Origin of the sequence: Hallella absiana (assembly GCF_025457485.1) — a bacterium.
In the GTDB taxonomy this organism is placed as follows: domain Bacteria; phylum Bacteroidota; class Bacteroidia; order Bacteroidales; family Bacteroidaceae; genus Prevotella; species Prevotella absiana.
In genome coordinates this window covers 43917-69815 of record NZ_JAMXSP010000011.1, presented here as the reverse complement: position 1 = coordinate 69815, position 25899 = coordinate 43917, and the positions used below count along the sequence as shown (strand labels likewise).

Sequence of the window (25899 nt, the reverse complement as noted above, 5' to 3'; positions counted from 1 at the left end):
AATGAAAAAGCTTATAGAGACACTGAAGAACTGTTGGAGGGTTGAAGATCTGCGTCAGCGGCTTCTCATCACCCTTTTGTTTACGGCTATCTACCGTTTCGGTTCATTTGTAGTATTACCGGGTATTGATCCGGCTAAACTCGACCAATTGCAGTCGCAAACCAAAGGTGGCTTGATGTCACTGTTGGACATGTTCTCCGGTGGCGCATTTTCCAACGCATCTATCTTTGCGCTTGGTATTATGCCTTACATCTCGGCTTCCATCGTTATGCAGTTGCTCGCCGTCGCTGTGCCTTATTTTCAGAAGATGCAGCGTGAAGGCGAAAGCGGGCAGAAAAGAATTCAATGGTATACTCGTGTGCTGACGGTAGCTATCTTGCTCTTTCAGGCACCGAGTTACCTGATTAACCTGAAGATGCAGGCCAGCCAGGCACTGGCAAGCGGTATTGCTTGGCCTGTATTCATGGTGCCCGCTACCATTATCTTAGCCGCAGGTAGTATGTTCATCCTTTGGCTGGGTGAGCGCATTACTGATAAGGGCGTGGGAAACGGTATCTCCTTGATCATCATGCTGGGTATTATTGCCCGCCTGCCTCAGGCTTTCATGCAGGAGGTCAGCTCTCGTTTCACTGCCATCTCCGGTGGTGGACTTGTGATGTTCATCGTCGAGATCCTTATTCTCTATGCTGTCATCATGGCTTCTATCCTCCTTGTTCAGGGCACTCGCAAGGTGCCTGTCCAGTATGCAAAGCGTCTGGTCGGCAACAAGCAGTATGGTGGAGCAAGACAGTATATCCCTTTGAAGTTGTTTGCTGCTAATGTGATGCCTATCATCTTTGCGCAGGCATTGATGTTCATCCCATTGGCTATTGTCCAGTATCAGAGTGACGGTGCTTCCTGGTGGGTACGCGATATGCTGAACAACAGAAGTCTGATGTATAACATCGTCTATGTGATTCTCATTGTCGCTTTCACCTACTTCTATACGGCTATTACTTTGAATCCTCAACAGATGGCTGAGGACTTGAAACGCAACAACGGATTTATTCCGGGAGTGAAGCCCGGTCATGACACTGCTGAGTATATCGACACTGTTATGTCTCGTATCACTTTCCCTGGATCTCTGTTCATCGCTTTCATCGCCGTCATGCCAGCTCTTGCCGGATTGCTGAATGTGCAGGACGCTTTCTCTCAGTTTTTTGGTGGTACCTCCTTGCTGATTACAGTAGGTGTGGTTATTGATACTTTACAGCAGATTGAGAGCTACTTGCTGATGCGCCACTACGATGGATTGCTGAATGCAGGTCATACCAGACCGGCAGGAGCAGTTAGCGCATATTGATTTAGTCTCTTAGAATGAAAATATTTCTTAAGACTGAAGATGAAATAGACCTTATGCGAAAGGCCAACCGACTTGTCGGTGCGACCTTAGCTGAGGTTGGTCGTCATATAAAGCCAGGAGTCTCAACGCTCCAATTGGATCATATCGCTGAGGAGTTCATACGCGATCATGGTGCTACACCAACATTCAAGAACTTCCCCAATCCTTTTGGAGGGCCTTTTCCTGGCTCTATCTGTACATCGGTCAACAATGTTGTCGTGCACGGTATACCAAGTGACAAGTGTATTCTTAAGGAGGGTGACATCATCTCTGTAGATTGTGGTACACTGCTCGATGGATACAATGGTGACAGTTGCTATACATTCTGTGTAGGTGAGGTGAGTGACAAGGTGAAGAATCTGTTGAAGGTCACGAAGCAAAGCTTATATAAAGGTATAGAGCAGGCACGTCCCGGTCACCATCTTGGAGATATAGGAGCTGCCATACAAGACTATTGCGAGTCGTTTGGCTATGGCGTTGTTCGTGAGTTGACCGGTCATGGTATTGGTCGTGAGATGCATGAAGATCCTCCTGTTCCCAACTATGGCTCTCGTGGTAATGGTGTCTTGTTGAAAGCAGGTATGTGCATTGCCATTGAGCCGATGATTACGATGGGAGACCGCAAGATCTGGTTGCTCCCCGACAAATGGGGTATCATCACTCGTGATGGTCAGCCAGCCGCTCATTTCGAGCACACGATTGCCATACGTAAAGATGGCGCCGAGATTTTATCAACATTCGAAGAAATTGAACATTTAGAAGAAGATTAATATTATGTCAAAGCAGTCAGCAATAGAACTGGACGGTACAGTTATCGAAAGCCTTTCCAACGCTATGTTTCGCGTGGAGTTGGAAAACGGAGTGAAGATCATCGCAAACATTTCGGGAAAGATGCGTTTGCATTACATCAAGATTCTCCCCGGTGATAAGGTTAAAGTGGCTATGAGTCCTTACGACTTGACCAAAGGTCGTATTGAGTTCCGATACAAATAATATTTTTTTATATATCTGACGATATGAAAACAAGAGCATCATTGAAGAAGCGCACACCCGACTGCAAGATTGTACGTCGTAAGGGTCGTCTTTTTGTTATCAACAAGAAGAATCCTAAGTATAAGATGCGTCAGGGCTAAGTTAAAAAAACGTAATCAGGTGCTAATGTCACAATAAATTAGTACCTTTGCGTGCTTTTTAGCAAGAAGACACTATTTTTTAAATTATTATTTTATTCAACTAATGGCAATAAGAATTGTTGGAGTAGATTTGCCCCAGAATAAGCGTGGCGAAATCGCATTGACTTATATCTATGGTATAGGTCGAAGTAGTTCAGCAAAGATATTGGATAAGGCCGGCGTGAGCCGCGACCTGAAAGTCAGCGAATGGAATGACGATCAGGCAGCCAAGATCCGTGAGATTATCGGCGCTGAATTCAAGGTGGAGGGTGACCTTCGCTCAGAGGTACAAATGAACATCAAGCGCCTGATGGATATTGGTTGCTACCGTGGTGTTCGTCATCGTAATGGTCTTCCCGTTCGCGGACAGAGCACAAAGAACAATGCTCGTACCCGTAAGGGTAAGAAGAAGACTGTTGCTAATAAGAAGAAGGCTACCAAGTAATTAAGAGGAGAAATTAATTATGGCAAAGACAAAAGCAACATCTAAGAAAAGAAACGTCAGAGTTGACGCTATGGGACAACTTCATGTCCATAGCTCGTTCAACAATATCATAGTATCTCTTGCCAACAGCGAGGGTCAGGTGATCTCCTGGTCATCTGCTGGTAAGATGGGCTTCCGTGGTTCTAAGAAGAACACACCGTACGCTGCACAGATGGCAGCTGAGGATTGCGCAAAGGTAGCTTATGGTTTGGGCCTCCGCAAGGTCAAGGCTTTCGTGAAGGGTCCGGGCAATGGACGTGAGAGTGCTATTCGTGCCGTCAACGGCGCTGGTATCGAGGTTACAGAGATTGTAGACGTTACGCCGTTACCACACAATGGCTGCCGTCCTCCCAAGCGTCGTCGTGTATAATTTACGTGGTACAATAGTTAAATTGAGATTAAATTATGGCAAGATATATAGGTCCAAAATCTAGAATTTCACGCCGTTTCGGTGAGGCCATCTTTGGTGCTGACAAGGTTCTTTCTAAGCGCAACTTCCCCCCGGGGCAGCATGGCAACGACCGTCGCCGCAAGCAGTCTGAGTATGGTATGCAGCTGGCTGAGAAGCAGAAGGCTAAGTACACTTATGGTGTTCTTGAGCGTCAGTTCCGCAACTTGTTCGACAAGGCAGCAAAGGCAGACGGCATTACTGGTGAGAATCTGCTTCAGTTGCTTGAGAGCCGTCTCGACAATGTAGTTTATCGTTTGGGTATTGCTCCTACACGTGCAGCTGCTCGTCAGATGGTTAGCCACAAGCACATCACTGTTGACGGTCAGGTAGTGAACATTCCTTCTTATCAGGTGAAGCCTGGTCAGATCGTTGCTGTTCGCGAGAAGGCTAAGTCTCTTGAGGTGATCGAGGCTGCTCTTGCAGGCTTCAACCACAGCAAGTATCCTTGGTTGGAGTGGGATGAGAACACAAAGAGTGGTAAGTTCCTTCACAAGCCTGAGCGCGCTGACATTCCTGAGAATATCAAGGAGCAGTTAATCGTTGAGTTGTACTCTAAACAATAAATCATTAAATTAATGGCGATATTAGCATTTCAAAAACCTGATAAAGTAGTGATGCTGGAGGCTAACGACCACTACGGAAAGTTTGAGTTCCGCCCTCTCGAGCCTGGCTTCGGTGTTACCATCGGTAACGCCCTGCGACGCATCCTTCTTTCATCGCTGGAAGGCTATGCTATCAATACTGTGCGTATCGCCGGTGTTGAGCATGAGTTTTCTTCCGTGCCCGGTGTCAAGGAAGATGTGACCAACATCATTTTGAATCTCAAGCAAGTTCGATTCAAACAAGTAGTAGAAGAATTCGAGAACGAGAAAGTTAGTATCACCGTTGAGAATTCCACAGAATTCAAAGCCGGTGATATCGGTAAGTATCTGACTGGATTTGAAGTGTTAAACCCTGATTTGGTGATTTGTCATTTAGACTCCAAGGCAACCATGCAGATCGACCTGACGATCAACAAGGGTCGTGGCTATGTGCCTTCTGACGAGAACCGTCAGTTCTGCACGGATGTCAATCAACTTCCGATCGATTCCATCTACACCCCTATCCGCAATGTGAAATACAGTGTAGAGCCTACTCGTGTCGAGCAGAAGACCGACTACGACAAGCTCGTCATTGAAGTCACAACGGACGGTTCCATCCACCCGAAGGATGCACTGAAAGAGGCTGCAAAGATCCTTATCTATCACTTCATGCTCTTCTCTGACGAGAAGATTACTCTTGAGAACCCCGATCAGGACGGCAATCAGGAGTTTGATGAGGAGGTACTGCACATGCGTCAATTGCTGAAGACCAAGCTGACTGATATGAACCTCAGTGTTCGTGCACTCAACTGTCTGAAGGCTGCCGACGTCGAGACACTTGGTGACTTGGTACAGTACAACAAGACCGACCTCTTGAAGTTCCGCAACTTCGGTAAGAAATCGCTCTCAGAGCTTGATGATTTGCTCGAGAGTCTGAATCTGTCGTTTGGAACTGACATTTCAAAGTATAAATTGGACAAGGAGTAATTCTGGTCCCTATTCATTCAAAAACAAATGAGACACAATAAAAAATTCAACCATCTGGGTCGTACTGCATCTCATCGTGCTAGCATGCTGGCAAACATGGCATCTAGCCTGATCATGCACAAAAGAATCACTACGACTCTCGCAAAGGCCAAGGCTTTGAAGAAGTATGTAGAGCCTTTGATCACACGTTCTAAGAACGACACCACCACCAGCCGTCGTGTTGTCTTCCGTTATCTGCAGGACAAGTATGCAGTGAAGGAGCTTTTCGGCACAATCGCTGCTAAGGTTGCAGACCGTCCGGGTGGCTACACTCGTGTGATTAAGCTCGGTCTTCGTCAGGGCGATGCTGCAGAGATTGCTTTCATCGAGCTTGTAGACTTCGATGAGAACATGGCTAAGGCTCCTAAGGCAGAGAAGAAGACTCGTCGTAGCCGTCGCTCTACCAAGAAGGCTGTCGAGGCTGCTCCGGCAGAGGAGGCTGTTGCTTCCGCAGACGCAGAGAAGACTGCTGCTCCCGCTGAGAAAAAGGCTGCTCCTGCAGCGAAGAAGGCTGCTTCTGCAAAGAAGAAGACCGCTTCTGCTGAGAAGAAAGCTCCTGAGGCAGAGGCACCAAAGGCTGAATAATCTCTTTGAGAATCATTCTTTGAAGATAAAACAAAAGCACTTGCTCATTGATTTGGGCAAGTGCTTTTTTTTATAGGGATTCCCCTAATATGAATAGGGAAAAATGATTTGGCGATTTCGACATTTTTTCCTAATTTTGTTGCGTCAATTAAGAAAGGACATGATCATGAAAAAGACGTTTCTACTATTGATATGTATGTCTACGCTGCTTTATAGTTGCGACTCATATACTGGTGCCGGCGCATTCTCCGGCGCTCAGATTGGCTCTATCCTCGGCTCTGCTATTGGTGGTATCTCGGGAGGCCCTCGCGGCTCTGATTTGGGAACGATCGTTGGTATGGCAGGTGGTGCTGCTGTCGGTGCAGCTGTTGGTCAGGCTGCTGATCAGCGTCAGGCTTCGCGTGTTGGTGATATGCAACGCAGAAGATCAGTAGAACGCGACGGGGCTCCTTATCAAGACCGCTATGGACAGACTGTAGTTCCTGGTTATGGTAGGGAGTATAGCGAAGCGCCAAGTGATCAGGAGTCAGTGGTTGACTCTTCTAGTTATGGCAGTGGCTTCGATGGCAATAACAATCATGACGATCGTATCTACGACTTCCAGTCGAGTGATTACACCGGCAACTACAGTGCCCAGCAGCCACAAACCCGTATGCCACAGCATTCGAGCGTAGAGCAGATTGCCAAAGGCTTCACCTATACACCGTCCTTAGAGATCCGCAATGCTCGTTTCGTCGACGACAATGAGGATGGAACGATACAGCGCGGTGAGCTTTGCAAGATTATCTTTGAAGTTTATAATGTAGGTAAGCAAGCAGTCATGGATGTGGTACCAACGGTTCTTGAGACGACGGGTAACAAGCATATCTACATCTCGCCTAACATGCATGTAGAGCGTATCGATCCGGGCAAAGGCATCCGCTATACTGCCATTATCACTTCCGACAATGGTCTTCGCAATGGTGCCGTCCGCTTCTGTGTCAGCGTTGTGCAAGGCAATCGCAACATCTCTAAAGTGAGTGAGTTCAATATTCCTACGTCAAAGGTATATGCCCAGGCTCGTTAAGTAGGTATCTGCTTAAGCTGATTAAATCATATTCATAATAATGTTATTCCCTGACACTAACATGGTATCAGGGATTTTTTTGTCTTCTGCTCAGTCACCGAACCAGTTCTTGACTTTCTGAAACACGCTACGCCATATCGACGGATCTTCCTTCTTTGTGCCTGTTTGCGGGCGCGAAGAAGGCTTTTTTTGATTGCTGGGAGTTCCGGGATGATGCGCAGCCATCATCTGCTGTCTTTCTTTCGCTTGTTGGCTGGCAGTCAGTTTCCGTTCTTCTTCCTTTTTCTCTTCTTTGGCAATCTTTGCCTCTTTTATTTCCGCCAGTCGTTTGGCCGCCTGTTGCTTTCTGGCTGCTAAGCGTTTGTCCTCCATTTCGTGCTCCTCGTCGGCTTTTTGGTTCCATTCCTTGATGAAACTGTAGCGTGCCTTAGAGAAGTCAAATTCAAAGTCCGGCATACCCGTCTCCACGTCGTCCATGCGATAGGGTGGGTTGTTGCCCGACACGCGCTGCACTTCCACCATGGCCAGACCTTGTGCGAGCATACCTAATTGTGCTGCCGCGCCATAGCTCAGATCTATGATGCAGCCGCGGCGATAGGGACCACGGTCTGTGACCTTGACGATGATGCTCTTCTGATTTCTGAGATTGGTGACCTTGAGCAGAGTGCCGAAGGGCAGTGTGCGGTGGGCGCAGGTCAGACTGTCGTGATGCAGTCGTCCGCCGTCAGCCGTCCTTGCTCCCGTAGCCTTACGGGAGTAGTACGTGGCCTTGCCTTTCTGCGACCGGTGTTGCGCCGATGCTGTGAGCGTAAGCAACAGCAAGACCAAACAAGCGAGTCTATGCGTATGCTGATGCTTCATAGTGGCAAAGATACGAAAAATATCTGAGAATCAAGTGATTTTGATGTAGAAAGATGATAAGCGGGCAGATTGAGGCCTATAAATAGATACACTTTTTTCGATCTGTCGTTTAAGATATACCGGTGCTATTACTTAAAAGGCTTGCGAACTTCACAGCCCACAAGCCCAAAGGTTGAATTATATACATCTCTTAGAGTTTAGCGAGATGCTTGTGGCAAGTCTCACGACTTGCAGGTGTTACTGCGATTACTCTATATATTAAGGGGATTAAAATGCGAGGAAAGGGCGAACTGACGAGAGCGCTGACTTGGTACTACGACCAGTGCTGATAAAGCGTATAGAGCCATCCCCCATCCTATCATCGACTCCAGAATCGATGTCGATCGCAAACGTGGCGGAAACCTCCGTAGAGGTCCACTCCCAAGTGTTCTCCGCTTGGAAGAACTCGGTATAGTTGTTCGCGCCCACCTTGCCCAAAGCGGTATTTACTTTGGACGAAACCGTTGTCATGTTAGATACGAAATCATTAATGTTCCAGCCACTCGACGGGTAACCGCCAATGGCATGCATGATGGCATAATACTGGCCGGCCGTTGGCAGGAACCAACCGGTAGAGGTAGACGGAGCCTTCAATGTGGTATAGGCAAGTGCTGCCTGTGCCGCAGGATGGGCAGAGTTGTTCAAGGCCACTGATTCTTTATAGCCTGAGCCGTAAGATTGGGTAGATGAGCCAACAATAAGAGCTGACGTGTTTACCTTTGACCTGCCATCATCGGTTTCGCTTGTATTCCATGCATAGGCAGTATTATGATCTGTAGTACCAGTGGAACCGATAGTCTTTAAGCCCATCACCAAACCATGACCGCCTATCCCCTTTGCCTTGGTATCTTTCTCCGTCCAGTAGTTGCTTCCCACATATCCCACGATACCGATAGGCGTTTTGCCATTTGCGAGACTTTCCTCATTATGTGTTATCGCTCCGTCACTGTAATATACATCGCCGGGCTTTAGGAAGTAAGGTTGAGTAGCAGACGGAATCGCATTCAGGGACGCAACTGCTCCAGCACCACTTGCGGTGACGGCTGCACTCCATTTCCCAAGCACATTATCTGATGTACCAAACGTTGTGCTTGTCTTTGGCTTTATGACTTTCACATAATTATCTGTTGAATGCAAGATGGGTATCTGTCCGGTAAAGGAGTTGGAAGCCTTCATTGTCTGTGTATTCGTGAATGTATAGCTCTTATCCGTGCTCAGATAATGGTTCGTCACGGTACCGGACTTTAGCGTGATGACCGCCAGTCCCATCTGATGGCTCATGCTAAAGTTCACGGTAGAAGCATTTGTTGTGGAGACAACGCCTGCGGCCACTTGCAGGTCACTGTTATATAGGTTAGCAAGCGTGCTTTGATTTGCGTTGGGGTTCCATGCCGATATACCGGAGGCAAAGAACGTGGCGGCATCAGTGGCAGCCTTGCCCGTGTTGGCGAGGCCACTCGTGCTATAGGGATAATAGACATAGTACTTGCAGTTCTCGGGCAGGAGCACACGGGAGGCTGGTGTCCACTTGCCATCGGACCCGAGTGTCAGCATGACGTTGCTGTATTTCAGTCCGTTGGCATCAGCCACATAGATGCCCACGGCATCGCCGGCGGCAAAGGCCGTCTTGGGATAGTTGCTGCCCCATGATGTGGCAAAGGTGATGCTGCCCAACTGCAACTTTGAGACGGAGTGAGGCGAGACCTTGTAGACGATGGACTGGCCCTTGTCCCACGACGTGCCTTTGAGTGAACCGGTGAGGTTATACGTGTTGCCGTCGAAGACGTAGGTGATGGCAATCTTCTGATTGTCCGTGGTAAACGACTGCGGAATCATCAGCAACGTCTTTGTTCCGGAGATAATATCCTGGTTCTTTTGGTTCTCTGAGCCCATGAGCTGTAGACTCATGTTGCTGACGGTGTAGTTGCCCGTGGCCGTCGTCGTCCAGTTGCCGCCCAGCGACAGCCGTCCTTTGGTGGCGATGTTTGTGAAGCCCATCGAGGTAATCTTTCCCGACGGCATGTCCGGTCCGGCCACGAAGCGGATGGAGGTGAGCTGATGGTCGAAGGCGAGCGGCACAGCCTTGTTGGTGCCAACAGTGGCGAGCGTCAGGCCTTTGTTTGTGGCCACGATCAGGTCGGGCTGGTTCTCCGCAGTGGCGGGAAGGGCATAGTCGATGTAGGGCGTGCCCGCTGTGCTGCCGGAGGACAGCGTCAGCCCATTGGAAGAAGAAGGAATGGGAGCGTAGGCATAGAAGGCCACCTTGTCGGTGGCAGGCCAATAGTGCTCGTTGGCAGTCTTCCAACCATAGCTTGCGTTTGTAGCCGTCTCGTTGTAGAAGAGGCTGTTGGGCGTGGCCGAGGCAAAGGCGTTGTCATTGGCGTATGGGATGGCGGACACGCCAAACTGCTTGAGTTGGTTGATAGATTCGATGCGCGTGCCGCGCGTGAGCGGCTCGTCGGTGACCTTCTCGGCCATAGCGCCGCCCACACGCTCGGAGACGAGCGGATGGAGATAGAGCGTGTGGCCGCCGCCCGTCGTCTTCAGCGGAGCGGCAAAATAAGACTGGGGATCGGGCGCAGGAGCCGTGGAAATAGCGGCGGCCGCTACGCCACGGGAGCCCTTGGCCGAGGCGCTCGAAGAGTGGGTGACCGGCGTGCCGTCGATGGCATCCACCTTAAACGAGATTGGTTCGGAAGAGAGAACGGGCGTGCTGTCGGTCAGCGTCTCACTGCAACCGGTGAGAAACGACAGCGCGCTTAGTGACAACAGCAGCAGGTCACAAGAGCGGAACTTAGAAACAGAGTGACGTAATCGCATAATTCTACAGACCTTTAATATTACTTACTTTTTCGTGCCTATAGAATCGCCCCTGATTCGGCTCCCTTTATATATATAATGTGTTCATGTGAGGACATAAAAAACGTGGGCATCTGTACAGAGTCACCCAACTTTCAGGTCGTAGGAAACCTCTCTCATGGGCAATATGCACAGAACGCCCACGCGATATGATACAGCATACCCTTTGGGGTAAGCATATAAGCATACCTTACGCGGACGTTCACCTCGCACATCTTCATGAGAGATTCAAATTTCCTACGTTTGAAAGTTGAAGATAATGTTTGTAAACGTCTTTATGTGTCGCGGCCTTTGGTGTGCCGGCTACGCTTAGCCGACGGCGACGACACGACTATGTCCGGCGAAGACATGCGGCGGGCCGCACATCAACTCCGCTGCAAAGATACGGAGTTTTTGCGACATCTCCACGTTCTCGCCCAAGTTTTTTTTAGTAGCCTCACTCCCCTCTCCTTTGGAGAGGGGCACGGGGGTGAGGCAGAGCATTTAGCTGTTGATAAAACTGACAATTTTCCGCCCACGAGAATCGTTTCTTTCGGGCGAAGGCCTATCCTGCTCTGATTTTTGCGAAAATAAGCGTGTTTTTATAAGTAACAGATAATCAACGTGTTGTATAATCTCGCCTTTTATGACATGCCGAAACGGCCTTGTTTTCGCAATGTTTTCCTGCCTTTTCCCTGCCACCTCAGGCTTTCGACAGGACAAAATCGGCGAGATGACCCAGACAAATCACCGAGATGATCGTGTCAAAAGGCTGAGATGACAACACGAAATCACTGGTTGGGTCTTGCGACAAGTCTGAGATGGGACCGGATAACCGGAAATCCATAGATCTCATTTCTATTTTGTGAGTTGCGCAGAACATAGTTTTGTCAAGAGAAATCAGCGCAACGTGTGTCCGAATATAATGTGCAGGAATTATCAGATTTATGAGAAATCAATGCCCCGTGGCTTTAAATATTGTTAATGAATATCAGATTGCTTTGGTGGATAGTTCTTATGTTCGTATCTTTGCGAACGATATGAAGATATTGATTCTCTGCACTGGTAACAGTTGTCGCAGCAAGATGGCGCAAGCATGCCTACAGCATTTGGATGCCGGACTCTATGTGAGGTCGGCAGGCACGCGTCCTGCCCACAATACGCATCCGTTGGCCGTAGAAGTGATGGAGGAGGCAGGAATGCCTGTTCGCGATTTGCAGCCACACGATGTCAGAGAGTATACGCATGAGGAGTGGGACTTCGTGATTACCGTTTGTGACCATGCACGGGAAACGTGTCCTGTCTTTGTGGGGAATGTGAAACATCGGTTGCATTTGGGCTTCCCTGACCCAGCACAGGCAAAGGGTACAAGGGAAGAGCAACTCTCTGTATTCCGATCCACAAGGGATCATATCACATTGATATTCAATGAATTCTATCATAAATATATTCAAGACACTCATGGACACGAAACGAGACTATAGCCTCAAGGCCGAGCAGATAGCACGCTTTGCCAAAGCACTGGCCCATCCCGCCAGAATACAGATATTGCAGTTCCTCGCCAGCAGGCAGGAATGCTACTTCGGCGACATCCACGACGAGCTGCCCATCGCCAAGGCCACCGTCAGTCAGCACCTCAAGGAACTCAAGGATGCCGGACTCATCCAAGGTACCATTGAGGCTCCAAAAGTGAGATACTGCATCAACCGCGACAACTGGCAGTATGCCCACGAGCTATTCTGTAATTTCTTCTCTAAGGAGATCAAGGGCTCGGACTGCGGTTGCGGAAAGTAATAAACGACAGTAGGCGGGTAGTGTGTCGCCCGCCTATTATAATAGAAACATTATTCGTAGTTTTGCAAACAACTAATAAAGTATATTTACCATGAAAGAGATTGAGATTTTCGACCCGGCCATGTGCTGCTCCACAGGAGTTTGCGGCCCCAGTGTTGACAAGAACTTGCTGCGTATCGCCACGCTCATTGATGCATTGAAGAATATGGGCATCGAGGTGAAACGCCATAATCTGAGCAGTGAGCCACAGGCTTTTATCCACAACGAAAAGGTGAAGCAGCTGCTTCAAGACAAAGGCGCCGACGTGCTGCCCATAACACTTGTCGGTGGTGAGATTGCAGTCGTGGGACAATATCCCACGACTGCACAGATGAGTGAGTGGACAGGTAAGGACCTGACATTTGTTCCTGTCAGACAGAGCACTTGCTGTGAAGAAGAGGAATCCCATGAGGGCGGTTGCTGCTGTGGAGAGCACAAAGACAGTCACGACAGCGGTTGCTGCTGTGGCAAATAGATGTAGCGATGAAAGAATATGCTATCCAAGAGGTGGAGCAACAGAAATATCTGTTCTTCACCGGTAAGGGTGGCGTGGGCAAGACCAGTCTGGCCTGCGCCACTGCTATTGCCATGGCCGACAAAGGCGAACAGGTTCTGCTTATCAGCACCGATCCTGCTTCCAATCTTCAGGATGTCTTCCACCAGGACATCTCGCAGCACGGCACGCCTATTGCAGAAGTGACGGGACTGACCGTGGTCAACCTCGATCCGATCAAGGCTGCCGACGAGTATCGCGAGTCGGTGGTAGGTCCTTACCGTGGTGTGCTGCCCGACTCTGCTATCGCCAATATGGAAGAACAGTTGTCAGGCTCCTGCACTGTGGAGATTGCCGCCTTCAACCAGTTCTCCGACTTCCTCACCAATGCAGAGGATGCGCGCAAGTATGACCACATCATCTTCGACACAGCGCCCACCGGCCACACCCTGCGCATGCTCCAGCTGCCAACGGCCTGGACATCTTTCATCAAGACGAGCAAGCATGGTGCCTCGTGCCTTGGACAACTGTCGGGACTCGAAGAACGTAAGGAAGTTTACCGGCAGGCTGTGGACAACTTGGCTGATGGCAGCAAGACCAAGCTGATACTGGTCAGCAGACCGCAACAGGCTGCGCTCAAGGAGGCTGACCGGTCAGCACGTGAACTCCGGCAGTTAGGCATTGCAAATCAACTACTTGTGGTCAACGGGCTCATGGAGTCTCCCAACAACAACGATGAGCTGGCTGCAGAAATGTACGCCACACAACAGCAGGCCTTAGACGCGATGCCCGATACTTTGGCTGCAATGGAGACCCTGTATGTGCCGTTGCGCTCTTACGACATGGACTCCGTGGGCAACATCCGCAAGATGCTTCATGCTGACAGCTCAGTCGATGCTTCGCTTTCTGAAAGTATCGGCGACTACAAATCCCTCGACACCCTCATCCGCACCATCCACGACACGGGCAAGCGCGTGGTGTTTACCATGGGCAAGGGAGGTGTTGGCAAGACCACTATTGCCATGCAGATAGCCTTGGGGCTGAAACAGTTAGGCGACGACGTACTGCTCACCACCACTGACCCTGCCAATCATCTTAACGCCCATTTAGCTGAGCATGCCGGTATTGAAATGGCTGTCATCGACGAGCAAAAAGTATTGGAGGCCTACAAGGATGAGGTCAGAAAGAAGGCTCGTGAGGCCGGCGTGACCGACTTCTCCTACATCGAGGAAGACCTGCGCAGTCCTTGCACCCAGGAGATTGCTGTTTTCCGCCGTTTTGCCGAAATCGTGATGCAGGCCGACAATAAGACGGTTGTCATCGACACGGCGCCAACGGGTCATGCCTTGCTGCTGCTCGATTCCACGCAGAGCTACGACCGACAGATAGCCCATAGCGAGGGCGACGCCCCTGTTGCCGTTCAGCGCTTGCTGCCCAGGCTGCGCGACGACAGTCAGTCGGAGTTTGTCATCGTCACCCTGCCTGAGCCTACACCCGTGCTGGAGGCAAAGCGTCTGCGCGCTGACCTTGAGCGTGCAGGCATTCATCAGCAGTGGTGGGTGGTCAACCAGTGTCTCATCCTAAACCATTCCACCGACAGTTTCCTGCGTGCAAAAGCAAGTAGCGAGGCGAAATGGATTGAAGAGGTCAGACGCATCACCGGTGGTCACTTGGTGTTGCGCCCTTGGATCAAATAACAACAGAGCTTTTCATTTGTATCACAAAGAAAGAGAATATCGTTTTCGTTTATCATGGAAGAAAGAAAAATTGGATTCTTTGACAAGTACCTTACGTTATGGGTACTGCTGTGTATTGTTGTTGGCATTGCGGTGGGCAAGTTTCTGCCTGCCCTTCCACAGACGCTTTCGCGTTTTGAGTATGCTCATGTGAGCATTCCCGTGGCCATTCTCATCTGGGTGATGATCTACCCGATGATGATGAAAGTGGACTTCCAAAGCGTGAAGAATGTGGCCAAGCATCCCAAGGGGCTGGTGGTGACGTGTGTGGTCAACTGGCTCGTCAAGCCTTTCACTATGTTCGGCATCGCATGGTTCTTTCTTTTTGTGGTCTTTCAGCGGTGGATACCTACGCCACTGGCCCACGAATATCTGGCTGGTGCCGTACTCTTGGGAGCCGCTCCCTGCACGGCGATGGTGTTTATCTGGAGCTATCTCTCCAACGGCAATCCTGCTTACACACTCGTGCAGGTGGCTGTCAACGACCTTATCATCCTCGTGGCCTTCGCGCCCATCGTGGCTTTGCTCTTGGGAGTGAGCGGCGTGGAGATACCTTACGACACACTGCTGCTGAGTGTAGTGCTTTTCGTGGTGCTTCCGCTCATCGCCGGTATCGTCACGCGCACAATGGTCATCAAGCGGAAGGGCAAGGAGTATTTCGAGCAAGTATTCGTACATAAGTTCGACCGATACACCACAGCCGGATTACTGCTCACACTCGTCATCCTTTTTTCCTTCCAAGGTGAGACCATTCTGCGCAATCCCCTCCATATCGTGCTCATCGCCGTGCCACTCATCCTCCAGACCTACCTCATCTTTGCCGTTGCCTATGGATGGGCCAAGGCCTGGCACCTTCCCTACGACATCGCGGCCCCCGCAGGAATGATTGGAGCGTCCAACTTCTTCGAGTTGGCTGTCGCCGTAGCCATCAGTCTGTTCGGCTTGCAGAGCGGTGCTGCTCTTGCCACCACCGTCGGCGTGCTCACCGAAGTGCCCATCATGCTCTCATTGGTGAGAATCGCCAAGGCGACGAGAGACCGATTCCATTAAATGTGTTGGCATGCAGATCCGACGTTTCTCGCGGTGATGCATGGATGCGTTTTGCACGGCGAAGAATAAACACTGTGTGTCAAACTTAGCAGCTGTCGCAGGTAAATGCAGTCGCAGTATTGTATTTGACTATGACGGAAAATGGAAAAAATGTCTTACCTTTGCATTGAATCTTGATCGGCATGACGAAACAAACGCGTGCCGGCATGATGGTAATGACATAAGAAATGATGAAGAAGACGCAATCGGTATCCATTTTTCAACGCCCGCTGTGGGTGGCAATCTTTGCTTTGACGGCAGCCATAGCGTGGGGCTTTGCCTATCCACTGATCAAGTTGGGCTATGGCGAGTTTCAGATTAGTCCGATGATGACAGGCAGCAAGATGCTCTTTGCCGGCGTGCGATTCAGTATAGCAGGACTGATCATCTTGGCAATGGCGAAGCTCGGACATAAGGACTTCCACGTCAGAAACGGCGCCGACTGGTGGTATGTGTTGCTCTTTTGCCTTGTCAACACCGCCCTGCACTATGCCTTCTTCTATATTGGCCTCTCGCATAGTGAGGGTTCACGTGCCGCCATTCTCAACTCGCTCAGCGTGTTTTCTGTGGTGATCATGGCTTGTATGTTCTTTAAGAGCGACCGCATGACCACTAACAAGATTGTAGGATGCGTGATAGGTTTCGCCGGTATTCTGTCGTTGAACTTAGGAGGTGCGGACAGTGGACGCTTCACCTGGCTCGGCGACGGCATGATCATCCTCAACGCACTCTGCGGTGCCACCGCCTCACTGCTCACCCGTGGACTCGGCAAGCGTGTCAACGTGTTTGTCGGTACAGGCTATAGTCTGGCTATCGGAGGCTTGATCCTCGTAGGCTGCGGCCTGCTCTTCGGCGGCACGCTACCCCGCGTCACGGCATTGGGAAGCCTTTGGCTGTTGCTGCTTATCGCCATCAGCACCGTAGGCTTCTCGCTCTATAACAAGCTGCTCACCTGCAACCCTGTCGGCAAAGTCGCAATCTACAACTCGCTGATCCCCGTGGTCGGTGCCGTCAGCTCGTGTCTCTGCCTACACGAGACGTTCTATTGGAAATATGTGCTGGCCGGAGCTTTGGCGACAGCCGGAATCTATATCATCAACAAAGGAAAGTAGGGGAAAGGGACTAACGAAAAGCCACGCACACCGTCGTGCCCTCACCCTGCTGCGACTCTACGCTGACTTTGGCTCCATGCTTCTCCAGAATAGCCTTGGCAAGGGCCAGCCCCACGCCGTGGCCCATCACGGAACCCGTGTTGGATGCGCGGTAGAACGGTTCGAAGATATGCGGCAGATCGTCTTTGGGAATGCCGATGCCTTGGTCACGAATCACGACAAGATGGTCGGACACGGTGATGGCGACAGGCTTTCCGTCGGAATATTTGATGGCATTGTTGATGAGATTGTGAAAAGCCATACGCAGCAGATGAGCGTCAGCGGAAACCGTGAAGTCACTCTTACAGTCCAACTCGCAGCGTCCCTCAGTGAGGCTTTGCAACAAGGAAGCAATGTTCACAGGTTCGAGTTCCGTCATCTCCTCGCCACTTCTGACATGAGAGAATTGCAGCAGCTCACGCATGATCGTCACCACGCGCTCCGCTTCATGGGCGATACGCCGCAGGATGTCCTGATATTCCTGAGCAGAGTAGTCGCGCAACAGTCCCACCTCGCATTCGCCTTGAATAGCCGTCAGCGGATTGTTGATCTCGTGCGACGCATTGTTGACAAACATCTTTTCGGTCTGATAGTCGCGGTCGATGCGGTCGAGCATGCGCATGGCATAGAGACGACTGATGAGCCAGAGCACGCCGGCAGAGACGAGCACGAGAAAGAGCAGTGCCCACCGCAGTGTGCGTGAGATGTCGGCACCATAGGGATTTCGGCTGAGTACGATGACGGCAAAGGTGCCCGTGTTGTCGTAATAGACAAAGGCCGTTCCCACCTCCTGCCCATGCTCGAAGTTCACTGTCTGATTGGCGTAGAGCTGCTTGATCTGCTCGTCATCGAGATAAGCGCTGAGCACCTGTCGTGCCAAGTCGCGGTTCTCCACATTGACAAAGAGTTCCTTGGAGGTAGGGATAGAAGCCTTTCGGCGGATGACCACATTGCGGTATTTCACAGGATCGAGCTCATCCTTGGAGAACTTCTCCTCTGCCACGGCATGTGCCTTTTCCTGCATGTAGTGGAAGTAGAGGTTGCGGATGTAGTTGGAGCTGAAGAAGTAAAACACCATGCCGGCGATGAGAAGCAGCCCGATGGTAATGCCGGAGTAGATGAGCGAAATCTTGTGTCCTGTCTTCATGGTCTTTCCTCCCTGCTGAAGCAGTAGCCTACGCCGACGATGGTGTGGATAAGCTTCGGCTCAAAACCCTCGTCGATTTTCTGTCGGAGATAGCGCACATAGACATCCACGACATTCGTATTGGTGTCGAAGTCCTTGTCCCACACGTCGCGCAGCAACTGTCGCCGTGTCAGCGTCTCGCCCTCGTGCCGCATGAGATATTCCAGCAGCCGGTATTCCTTTGTGCTCAGATCCACTTCGGTGTCCTGCCGGCGTGCCTTGTGCGTAGCCGCGTTGATGCTCAGGTCGCCGCAGGTGAGCGGGGCCGCCTGGCGATAGCTTTCAACGCGTCGCAACAGCGCATTGATGCGAGCCACGAGTTCGGTGAATTTAAACGGCTTCACCATGTAGTCGTCGGCTCCGGCTTGCAGTCCCAGTACGATGTCGTCGGTAGTACCGAGCGCGGTGAGCATGAGCACTGGCAGTGCGTAGCCCCTCTGCTCGCGCAGATGGCGGCACACGTCGAGTCCCGTCATGCCCGGCATACGGATGTCGAGCAGTGCCAAGTCGTAGTCGTTGGCCTGAAGTTTCTCCCAAGCCTCGTCACCTCTGCTTGCTCTGTCCACCTCAAAGCCAAAACTCTCCAGCCCACGGCACACAAAGTCGGCAATGTTCTCCTCGTCTTCAGCCAGTAATATCCGTTTCATAACGTTTTTTGTTGATTGTATCTTTCGTGTGCAAAAATACTATTTTCTTTTCTAATACACAACCAATCCCACGATACCGCAGACAAGCAGTGCCAAAATGGGGTTGACTTTATAGCGCAGTGTAGCAAAGAAGACAGCCACGCACAGGGCGATGCTCAGAATAAAATAAGGTATGCTTTGAGCCGGTGTACCGAAGTTCTCCTTGTTCATCAGCAGCAGTGCAGCGGCAGCGATGAGACCGATGATGGCTGGTCGCAGTGCTGCAAAGACATGCTTCACCCAGGGCGCATCCTTGTGGGTGAGCAGATAATGACTGATGCTGATCATCAGGATAAACGACAGCCACATGATGCTCAGCGAGGCAAGCACTGAACCGAGCACGGCTGCCCACACGGGATAGCCAGCATTGATGACTGATGTATAGCCTACATAGGTGGCGGCGTTGATGCCGATAGGTCCTGGTGTAGACTGACTGATGGCCACGATGTCAGTAAACTCTGCATTGGTGAGCCAATGGTTTTTCACAACCGTCTCGCTATAGATCAGCGACAGCATGGCGTAGCCACCTCCAAAGTTAAAGATGCCTATCTTGCTGAATACATAGAATAGTTTGAGAAATATCATCCTTAATCTCTTTGTTTATAAATTCTAATTGAGAATAACTCCTAATTTCTAATTTCTAACTTCTAACTCTTACCTTTCCATACAGGTATCCTCCCACTCCTGCTACGATGATGATCCAAATCGGTGACACCGAGAAGGCGGCGATGAGCAGACAGCTCACCACGGGGATCCAGCATGTCGACCACGTGATCTTCGCCGTACGTGCCATCTTAAAGCAGGGAGCGGCGATGAGGGCTACCACAGCAGGGCGCACGCCACGGAAAAACTTCTCGACATAGACGTTATCCTTGAAGTTATGGAAGAAGATGGCGATGAGCAGTATTGCGATGATAGAGGGTAGGGCGATGCCCAGTGCACCGACGATGCCGCCCCAGACGCCACGCAACTTGTAGCCAATGTGACTTGCCATGTCGATGGAGAAGATGCCGGGCGTGGTCTGCGCCACCACCATGATGTCCATAAACTCCTCTCGGTCGAGCCAATGGTTCTTGTCGACATACTCCCGTTCCATGATTGGTATCATGGCATAACCGCCACCGAGGGTGAACGCACCTATCTTATTACACGTGAGAAAGAATTTTAAAAGCATTACCTATTATATTAAAGATGTCGTTATATGTCAAGGAAACTGTTTCTCCTGTTTGACACTGCAAAGGTAGGGAGCTTTGACGGGGTTGGCAAAGAAAGGCTATTAAAAACCTTTAATATGGTATGAAAGCATTCTCATCAATTCTGTTTCAGCACGTTGCGCAAACTCCGTAACTTTGTGGCGATGAAAAAACAGAGTAACATGAAAATACGATTATGGCTGATGCTGCTCGTGGCCTGGGCTTGTTGTGATGGGGCTCTGGCTGAGCGGCTCAGCTTAGCTATGGCCGACAGGCTGCTGGTTCAGCGCAATCACGCTCTCCGTTCCGCACGCTTAGACGTGAGTGCCGCAGAAGGGCAGTTGGCGCAGTCGCGACGCTACGACAATCCTACGGTGAGCGTGATGTACAACGTGCAGAATCCCACCAACCGCCGATGGTTTGACGGCGGGCACGACGGCGAAGTGGATGTGCAAGTGTCGCAGCCCTTTGCGATCGGTGGCCAGCACGCCGAGCAGGTGAAGCAAAACGCTGCTTTGTTGAAGGCTTCTCTCAGCCAACTGCTCGTGACGCAGCGCGACTTGCGCACCGAGGTGCACACCGCTATGGTGGACCTCTATTATCAACAACGGCAGGCTAAAGTCTATGACGAAGAAATCTCCTCGGCAGAGAAAATCCTCGCCGCCTACCGAGAGCAAAGCGAGAAGGGAAATATCGCGGCCATGGAGACACAGCGTATCGCCACGATGGTATATCAACTGCGCAAGTCCCGGGCAGATCTGCTTCTCGAAGCCTCTGCGTTGGAAGTTCAACTGCGTCAACTCTTGGGCATCCCGGGCAACGAGCCTCTCACCGTGGACATCGATGAGCAAACGGCCATCGCAAATGCTTCTGGCCTCTATCTCGCTTTGCAGAGCAGTCAGCGTGCTGCACTCGACACCCTGCCCGAGATGCAGTTGCTCAGCCATCAGACCGAGGCCGCACAACATGCACTCCGCTGGCAACAGAGCCAGAGTCTGCCTCAGATGGCTGTGCAAGGAGAGTATGATAAGAATGGAAGTATCGGTCATAACTACTTTGCTGTGGGACTGAGCGTCGCTGTTCCGCTGTGGAACCGCAACCGCGGCAACATTCGCAGTGCGCAAGCTGCCGTGGAACAGGCCAACATCGACAAGGAGCGACAGCAGCTCGCGCTGATGCAGCAACGTCAGGCTGACCTCGACATCGTGGGTCAATATCTCAAGCAGCTGGCTGAGCCTTCGCCTACACTCGACAGTGATCTCGGTCAGATGCTCCATGCTGCAGAACAGCAGTTTATGAGCCGCCATATCTCGCTTGTAGAGTTTGTGGACCTATATGGCAATTATCGCGACACGATGCTCGCCCGCCTCGATGCCAAGAACAAGATGCTCCAGGCTGCCGAGCGACTCAAGGTCATGTGGAATAAATAACGAGAATAATGAAAAAGCAAAATATCTTATTCCTTGCCGGGCTCTTGTGCCTGGCCTCCTGCTCGCAGAAGGAAAAGAAAGCGGAGCCGGATACATACAAATCACTGCGCAACGAAGTCGTCGAGGCTACACCCGTAGAAAAGCGGGTCTACGGCGATGAGCTCACGCTCAATGGTGACGTGAGCTGTGACGAAGCCCTTGTGCGCAAGGTGTTTATCCCCTGTAGTGGCAGGGTCAGTGGATTGACTGTAGAGGTCGGTGACCAGGTGGCTGCCGGTCAGCGCTTGGCCATCATCCATAGCGAGGAGGCTGCTGACTACAACAAAGGTCTCGCTGATGCTGACGCTCAGATCAAGATGGCACAACGCGACTATCAGATGAAGCAGGACATGCACCGCTCCGGCATGGTGTCGGACAAAGAGGTGGCCGAAGCACGCGAACAACTGCTCATGGCCCGCAGCGAGCGCAGCCGTCTGTCGGCTGTGGCGGGCATCAATGGCTTTGGCGGAAAGGCTACTGCTGTGTTGCGGTCGCCCATCAGCGGCTATGTCACGGCAAAGAATATCTATAACGACAGCTATGTAGGTCAGGACAGTGGTGACGGCGGCGAGGCTCTGGAGATTGCAAACCTCAGTCGTGTGTGGGTGATTGCCGATGTCTACGAGAGCGACATCGCCAAGATCCATCAGGGTGCTCCTGTTACCGTCACCACGATGGCATACGACGGCGAAGTGTTCCGTGGACATATAGATAAGGTGTACCGTGTCCTTGACAGCGAGAGCAAGACGATGAAGGTGCGCATCACCCTCGACAATGCCCGTGGTCTGTTGCGCCCGGGAATGTTTGCCACTGTACACGTGTCTACCGGTGGGGGCTGTGCGGCACTTTGCTGTGTACCCACCAAGGCGATCGTCTTCGACGGCGGTGTGGATTATGTCGTCAAGGAAGTCGGCAAAGGGCGCTACCAGCGTCAGCCCGTCAAAGCTGAGCATGTGGGTCACGACTATGCCTATATTCTCAACGGACTACAGCCCGGCGAGCGTGTGGTGAGCAAGAGCGCATTGTTGGTTTTTAACACGCTTGGCAATGAATAAGATCATCGATTTCATCATCGCCTTCTCGCTCAAGCGCAAGTATCTCATCCTCGTCGTCACTCTCGCCGTGGTTGTTATGGGCGTGGTGAGCTTTCGTCAGACACCTATCGACGCCTTTCCTGATGTGACCAACACCAAGGTGACGATCATCACACAGTGGCCGGGACGATCAGCCGAGGAGATAGAGAAGTTTGTCACCATCCCCATCGAGATCGCCATGAACTCAGTGCAGAAGAAGACCGATATCCGCTCTACCACACTTTTCGGTCTTTCCGTGGTCACCGTATGTTTCGACGATCATGTCGACGACGAGTTTGCAAGGCAGCAAGTCTACAACCTGCTTCACGATGCCGACCTGCCCGACGGTGTGGATCCCGATGTGCAGCCGCTCTCTGGACCTACCGGAGAGATCTATCGCTATACGCTCCGCAGCGACAAGCGGTCGGTGCGGGAGCTGAAGACGCTGCAGGACTGGGTCATCGAACGAAAGTTGCGCTCCGTACCCGGCATTGCCGACATCGTCAGCTTCGGCGGTGAGGTGAAGACATTTGAGGTCAGCGTCAATCCTAACCAACTCGCCACCTATGGCGTGAGCTCGCTCGAACTCTATCAGGCCATTGCCAACAGTAATGTCAACGTTGGCGGTGACGTCATTCAGCGCAGCTCTCAGGCATACGTGGTACGTGGCATCGGACTCATCAACAATGTTCGCGAGATTGGCGACATCGTTGTGAAGAATGTCGGTGGTACGCCTATCCTTGTGCGCAACCTCGCCACTGTTCATGAGAGTTGTCAGCCTCGGCTTGGTCAGGTGGGACGTGGCAAAGACAATGATGTCGTAGAGGGCATCGTGGTCATGCGCAAAGGTGAGAACACGGAGGAGGTCATCAAGGCACTGAAAAACAAGATTGAAGAGATACAGCACGACGACCTGCCCAAGGACGTGAAGATCGTACCGTTCTACGACCGCGAGGACCTTGTCAACCTTGCCGTGGGCACGGTGATGCACAATGTCTTGGAGGGAATCATCCTCGTCACCCTTGTGGTGCTGCTGTTTATGAAAGACTGGCGCACAACGGTGATCGTGGCGTCTGTCATACCCTTGGCACTGCTTTTTGCCTTCATAGCTCTGCATGTCTGTGGCATGAGTGCCAATCTGCTCAGTATGGGAGCCATCGACTTCGGTATCATCATCGACGGTGCCGTGGTGATGGTTGAGGCACTCTTCGTCGCTTTGTCGGCGCAGGCACGTACCATCGGCATGGAAGCGTTCAACCGGCGTAGTCATTTGGGTATGATCCGACAGACAGCACGCGGCAAAGCCAAGTCGGTGTTTTTCTCCAAGCTCATCATCATCACGGCACTGCTGCCAATCTTTACATTCCAGAAAGTAGAGGGTAAGATGTTCTCGCCCTTGGCTTATACACTCGGCTTCGCCCTGCTCGGTGCTTTGCTGTTCACGTTGACGCTGGTGCCGGTGCTGTCGTCGATGTTGCTGAAGAAGAATGTACGGGAGAAGAAAAACCGTTTCTTAGACTATGTCTACCGCTATGCCGACACAGCCTTTGCCTATTGCCATCACCATTGCCGCAAGGTCATCGCCGTGTCGCTCGTGGCGATGGTGGCGGGACTGGGCTGCTTCAAGCTGCTTGGCTCTGAGTTCCTGCCTGAGATGAACGAGGGATCTATCTATGCGCGTGCCACCCTGCCGCAGAGTGTGTCGCTCAAGCAGAGTGTGAAACTCGCCAATGAGTTCCGCAACATCCTGCTGACCTATCCTGAGGTGAGCCAGGTGATGACGCAGACGGGACGTCCCAACGACGGTACCGACGCCACTGGATTCTACAATATCGAACTCTTTGTGAAGCTCTATCCCGAGAAGGAGTGGAAGGCGGGACGCACCAAAGAACAGGTTGTTGACGATATGAACCGGCGGCTGAGTGTCTATCCGGGTATCGACTTCAACTTCTCGCAACCAATCTCCGACAATGTGGAGGAGGCCGTGAGCGGTGTGAAGGGAGCCATCGTGGCGAAAGTCTACGGCAAGGATCTCGCGCAGAGCGAGAAACTGGCTTGGCAAGTCTATCACACGATGAAGCCCATCCGCGGCATCACCGACCTTGGCGTCATCCGCAACATGGGACAACCAGAGCTGCAGATCGACATCGACGAAGACCGGTTGGCTCGTTACGGTGTGAAGAAAGACGATGTTCAGAGCATCATCGAGATGGCGATAGGCGGTAAGGCTACGTCGCAAGTCTATGAGGATGAACGAAAGTTCAACCTTGTAGTACGCTACGAGGAACCGTTCCGCGACAACGCGGAAGCCATCGCAAAGATTAAGGTGCCCACAGAGGACGGACAGATGATTCCCATCGGCGAACTGGCAACGATACGATCCATCACCGGTCCGCTGATCATTTATCGCGAGAACCATGACCGCTACTGTGCCGTGAAGTTCAGTGTCCGCGACCGCGACATGGGTTCGGCTGTCGATGAGGCACGTGCAAAGGTGGCGAAGGCGGTGAAGCTACCAGCCGGTTATAAGATTACTTGGAACGGTGACTTCGAGAACCAGAAGCGTGCCTCGGCACGTCTGGCGCAGGTGGTCCCCATCAGCGTGCTGCTGATCTTCGTCATTCTCTATGTACTCTTTGGCAATGCGCGCGATGCGGGACTGGTGCTCACCAATGTACCCTTTGCGGCAGTAGGCGGTATCCTCATCCTGCTCATCACGCGCACCAACTTCTCCATCTCGGCAGGTATCGGCTTCATCTGTCTCTTCGGCATCTGCATCCAGAATGGTGTGATCATGCTCATGGACATCAAGCACTTCCTGCGCCACCGCTACGCACTTCCCGACGCAGTGACGCGTGGCATGCACTCGCGCATCCGTAGTGTGCTGATGACGGCTATGATGGCTACCCTCGGCTTACTGCCCGCCGCACTCAGTCATGGCATCGGCAGTGAGAGCCAGCGTCCGCTCGCCACGGTGATCATCGGTGGACTCGTAGGTGCCACGATCTTCACGCTGTTCATCTTCCCGCTGATCGTCGAGAGGATATACAGTCATGTCAATATCAAGAAGTTGAGATAAAAAGATTGAGACATTGTTAGAATGGTTACAGGGCATAAAGCAATATGAAAGCAGTGAAGTCCCGATTGAGACATCATCGGTCATTGCAGTGCGGGCTGCTTAGTTTGTTTCTGGTGTTATCCTTGTGTTTGACATCCATGACGGCAGTGGCACGTAGCCGCTATATGACGGTAAAGATTCCGGTCTGCGGTTTGAAGGAGCAAAAGAAGAGTCTCGACTCTTTGGCACGATCACTCCCTGGTGTGTTCTCCACGTCATGGAATTCCCGTCATCAGCTCATCATTGTGGTTTATGACCGGACGGTGACCAGCCGTCAACGGCTGATGAAAGCACTTGGCACTACGCGCTTGCTGCATGAGGAGAGCAGAGATTCAGAAGAGTCGCAACACACTTCTGACTAAACGGCAAGGAGCTAATTATCTCGTTT

At 51.5% G+C, this 25899-nt stretch carries 27 protein-coding genes; 20 read left to right on the top strand and 7 right to left on the bottom strand.

All coding sequences use genetic code 11. The features are described from left to right. The first annotated feature begins 1 nt into the window (after window position 1). The 10 genes from secY (at window position 2) to NG346_RS07360 (ending at window position 6746) form a co-directional block, all read left to right on the top strand. Window positions 2-1342: a preprotein translocase subunit SecY gene (secY, locus tag NG346_RS07405; RefSeq protein WP_262279899.1), complete on the top strand. Its 1341-nt coding sequence runs from the start codon at window positions 2-4 to the stop codon at window positions 1340-1342. Between the two features lie 14 nt (window positions 1343-1356). Then, window positions 1357-2151: a type I methionyl aminopeptidase gene (map, locus tag NG346_RS07400; RefSeq protein WP_262279898.1), complete on the top strand. Its 795-nt coding sequence runs from the start codon at window positions 1357-1359 to the stop codon at window positions 2149-2151. Window positions 2152-2155: 4 nt separating this feature from the next. Beyond that, window positions 2156-2374 carry a translation initiation factor IF-1 gene (infA, locus tag NG346_RS07395; protein ID WP_154535290.1) on the top strand — a complete coding sequence of 73 codons (219 nt, stop codon included), beginning with the start codon at window positions 2156-2158 and terminating at the stop codon, window positions 2372-2374. A 23-nt stretch (window positions 2375-2397) separates the two neighbouring features. Beyond that, complete coding sequence (gene rpmJ, locus NG346_RS07390) at window positions 2398-2514, top strand: 50S ribosomal protein L36 (protein ID WP_009160995.1); 117 nt, start codon at window positions 2398-2400, stop codon at window positions 2512-2514. Between the two features lie 103 nt (window positions 2515-2617). Next, on the top strand, window positions 2618-2998 hold the full coding sequence (gene rpsM / locus NG346_RS07385; protein ID WP_262279897.1) for a 30S ribosomal protein S13: 381 nt from the start codon (window positions 2618-2620) through the stop codon (window positions 2996-2998). A 19-nt stretch (window positions 2999-3017) separates the two neighbouring features. Further along, a complete protein-coding gene (gene rpsK / locus NG346_RS07380) occupies window positions 3018-3407 on the top strand; it encodes a 30S ribosomal protein S11 (protein WP_154535288.1) in 390 nt (129 codons plus the stop codon). Window positions 3408-3442: 35 nt separating this feature from the next. Continuing rightward, window positions 3443-4051, top strand: a complete 609-nt coding sequence (gene rpsD, locus NG346_RS07375) for a 30S ribosomal protein S4 (protein ID WP_154535286.1) — start codon at window positions 3443-3445, stop codon at window positions 4049-4051. Between the two features lie 12 nt (window positions 4052-4063). Beyond that, window positions 4064-5056: a DNA-directed RNA polymerase subunit alpha gene (locus NG346_RS07370; protein WP_262279896.1), complete on the top strand. Its 993-nt coding sequence runs from the start codon at window positions 4064-4066 to the stop codon at window positions 5054-5056. Between the two features lie 27 nt (window positions 5057-5083). Continuing rightward, entirely contained in the window at window positions 5084-5680 is a 597-nt protein-coding gene (rplQ, locus tag NG346_RS07365; RefSeq protein WP_262279895.1) for a 50S ribosomal protein L17, read from the top strand. Window positions 5681-5846: 166 nt separating this feature from the next. Then, window positions 5847-6746 (top strand): hypothetical protein, encoded by a 900-nt coding sequence (locus NG346_RS07360; RefSeq protein WP_262288541.1) that lies wholly within the window; start codon window positions 5847-5849, stop codon window positions 6744-6746. Between the two features lie 90 nt (window positions 6747-6836). Here NG346_RS07360 and NG346_RS07355 read toward each other — a convergent pair whose 3' ends face one another. From NG346_RS07355 to NG346_RS07345, 3 genes are all read right to left on the bottom strand, one after another. Further along, window positions 6837-7607 (bottom strand): septal ring lytic transglycosylase RlpA family protein, encoded by a 771-nt coding sequence (locus NG346_RS07355; RefSeq protein WP_262279893.1) that lies wholly within the window; start codon window positions 7605-7607, stop codon window positions 6837-6839. Between the two features lie 267 nt (window positions 7608-7874). Next, the gene (locus tag NG346_RS07350) at window positions 7875-10466 is read right to left on the bottom strand and encodes a fimbrillin family protein (RefSeq protein ID WP_262288540.1); all 2592 of its coding nucleotides are present in this window, start codon (window positions 10464-10466) and stop codon (window positions 7875-7877) included. A gap of 348 nt (window positions 10467-10814) precedes the next feature. Continuing rightward, window positions 10815-10988 (bottom strand): hypothetical protein, encoded by a 174-nt coding sequence (locus NG346_RS07345; protein WP_262288539.1) that lies wholly within the window; start codon window positions 10986-10988, stop codon window positions 10815-10817. Window positions 10989-11524: 536 nt separating this feature from the next. On the opposite strand from NG346_RS07345, the gene NG346_RS07340 reads away from it, so the two are divergent. The 6 genes from NG346_RS07340 (at window position 11525) to NG346_RS07315 (ending at window position 16747) form a co-directional block, all read left to right on the top strand. Continuing rightward, on the top strand, window positions 11525-11968 hold the full coding sequence (locus NG346_RS07340) for an arsenate reductase ArsC (RefSeq protein WP_262288538.1): 444 nt from the start codon (window positions 11525-11527) through the stop codon (window positions 11966-11968). After that, the gene (locus NG346_RS07335) at window positions 11946-12278 is read left to right on the top strand and encodes an ArsR/SmtB family transcription factor (protein ID WP_262288537.1); all 333 of its coding nucleotides are present in this window, start codon (window positions 11946-11948) and stop codon (window positions 12276-12278) included. The genes NG346_RS07340 and NG346_RS07335 overlap by 23 nt, the downstream gene beginning before the upstream one ends. Before the next feature lie 91 nt (window positions 12279-12369). Then, window positions 12370-12792: an arsenite efflux transporter metallochaperone ArsD gene (gene arsD, locus NG346_RS07330; RefSeq protein WP_262288536.1), complete on the top strand. Its 423-nt coding sequence runs from the start codon at window positions 12370-12372 to the stop codon at window positions 12790-12792. An 8-nt stretch (window positions 12793-12800) separates the two neighbouring features. Next, window positions 12801-14507, top strand: coding sequence for an arsenical pump-driving ATPase (gene arsA / locus NG346_RS07325; protein ID WP_262288535.1), 1707 nt, complete (start codon window positions 12801-12803; stop codon window positions 14505-14507). A gap of 54 nt (window positions 14508-14561) precedes the next feature. Further along, a complete protein-coding gene (gene arsB, locus NG346_RS07320) occupies window positions 14562-15596 on the top strand; it encodes an ACR3 family arsenite efflux transporter (protein ID WP_262288534.1) in 1035 nt (344 codons plus the stop codon). Window positions 15597-15823: 227 nt separating this feature from the next. Then, a complete protein-coding gene (locus NG346_RS07315) occupies window positions 15824-16747 on the top strand; it encodes a DMT family transporter (RefSeq protein ID WP_262279891.1) in 924 nt (307 codons plus the stop codon). A 10-nt stretch (window positions 16748-16757) separates the two neighbouring features. Here NG346_RS07315 and NG346_RS07310 read toward each other — a convergent pair whose 3' ends face one another. Genes NG346_RS07310 through NG346_RS07295 form a run of 4 tightly spaced genes read right to left on the bottom strand, consistent with a single transcriptional unit; the run spans window position 16758 to window position 19832 of the window. Then, window positions 16758-17933 (bottom strand): sensor histidine kinase, encoded by a 1176-nt coding sequence (locus tag NG346_RS07310; RefSeq protein WP_262279890.1) that lies wholly within the window; start codon window positions 17931-17933, stop codon window positions 16758-16760. Further along, window positions 17930-18619, bottom strand: coding sequence for a response regulator transcription factor (locus NG346_RS07305; RefSeq protein WP_262279889.1), 690 nt, complete (start codon window positions 18617-18619; stop codon window positions 17930-17932). The genes NG346_RS07310 and NG346_RS07305 overlap by 4 nt, the downstream gene beginning before the upstream one ends. A gap of 51 nt (window positions 18620-18670) precedes the next feature. Then, window positions 18671-19243: a chromate transporter gene (locus tag NG346_RS07300; protein WP_262279888.1), complete on the bottom strand. Its 573-nt coding sequence runs from the start codon at window positions 19241-19243 to the stop codon at window positions 18671-18673. A 55-nt stretch (window positions 19244-19298) separates the two neighbouring features. After that, window positions 19299-19832: a chromate transporter gene (locus tag NG346_RS07295; RefSeq protein WP_262279887.1), complete on the bottom strand. Its 534-nt coding sequence runs from the start codon at window positions 19830-19832 to the stop codon at window positions 19299-19301. A gap of 201 nt (window positions 19833-20033) precedes the next feature. Here NG346_RS07295 and NG346_RS07290 point away from each other — a divergent pair, with 201 nt between their 5' ends. The 4 genes from NG346_RS07290 to NG346_RS07275 all read left to right on the top strand — a co-directional run bounded on the left by NG346_RS07290 (window position 20034) and on the right by NG346_RS07275 (window position 25873). Continuing rightward, window positions 20034-21281 carry a TolC family protein gene (locus NG346_RS07290; protein ID WP_262288533.1) on the top strand — a complete coding sequence of 416 codons (1248 nt, stop codon included), beginning with the start codon at window positions 20034-20036 and terminating at the stop codon, window positions 21279-21281. An 8-nt stretch (window positions 21282-21289) separates the two neighbouring features. Next, complete coding sequence (locus tag NG346_RS07285) at window positions 21290-22375, top strand: efflux RND transporter periplasmic adaptor subunit (protein WP_262288532.1); 1086 nt, start codon at window positions 21290-21292, stop codon at window positions 22373-22375. Continuing rightward, window positions 22368-25472, top strand: coding sequence for an efflux RND transporter permease subunit (locus NG346_RS07280; RefSeq protein WP_262288531.1), 3105 nt, complete (start codon window positions 22368-22370; stop codon window positions 25470-25472). Before NG346_RS07285 ends, NG346_RS07280 begins: the two co-directional genes overlap by 8 nt. 137 nt (window positions 25473-25609) lie before the next feature. Continuing rightward, complete coding sequence (locus NG346_RS07275; RefSeq protein ID WP_262288530.1) at window positions 25610-25873, top strand: hypothetical protein; 264 nt, start codon at window positions 25610-25612, stop codon at window positions 25871-25873. Window positions 25874-25899 lie beyond the last annotated feature (26 nt).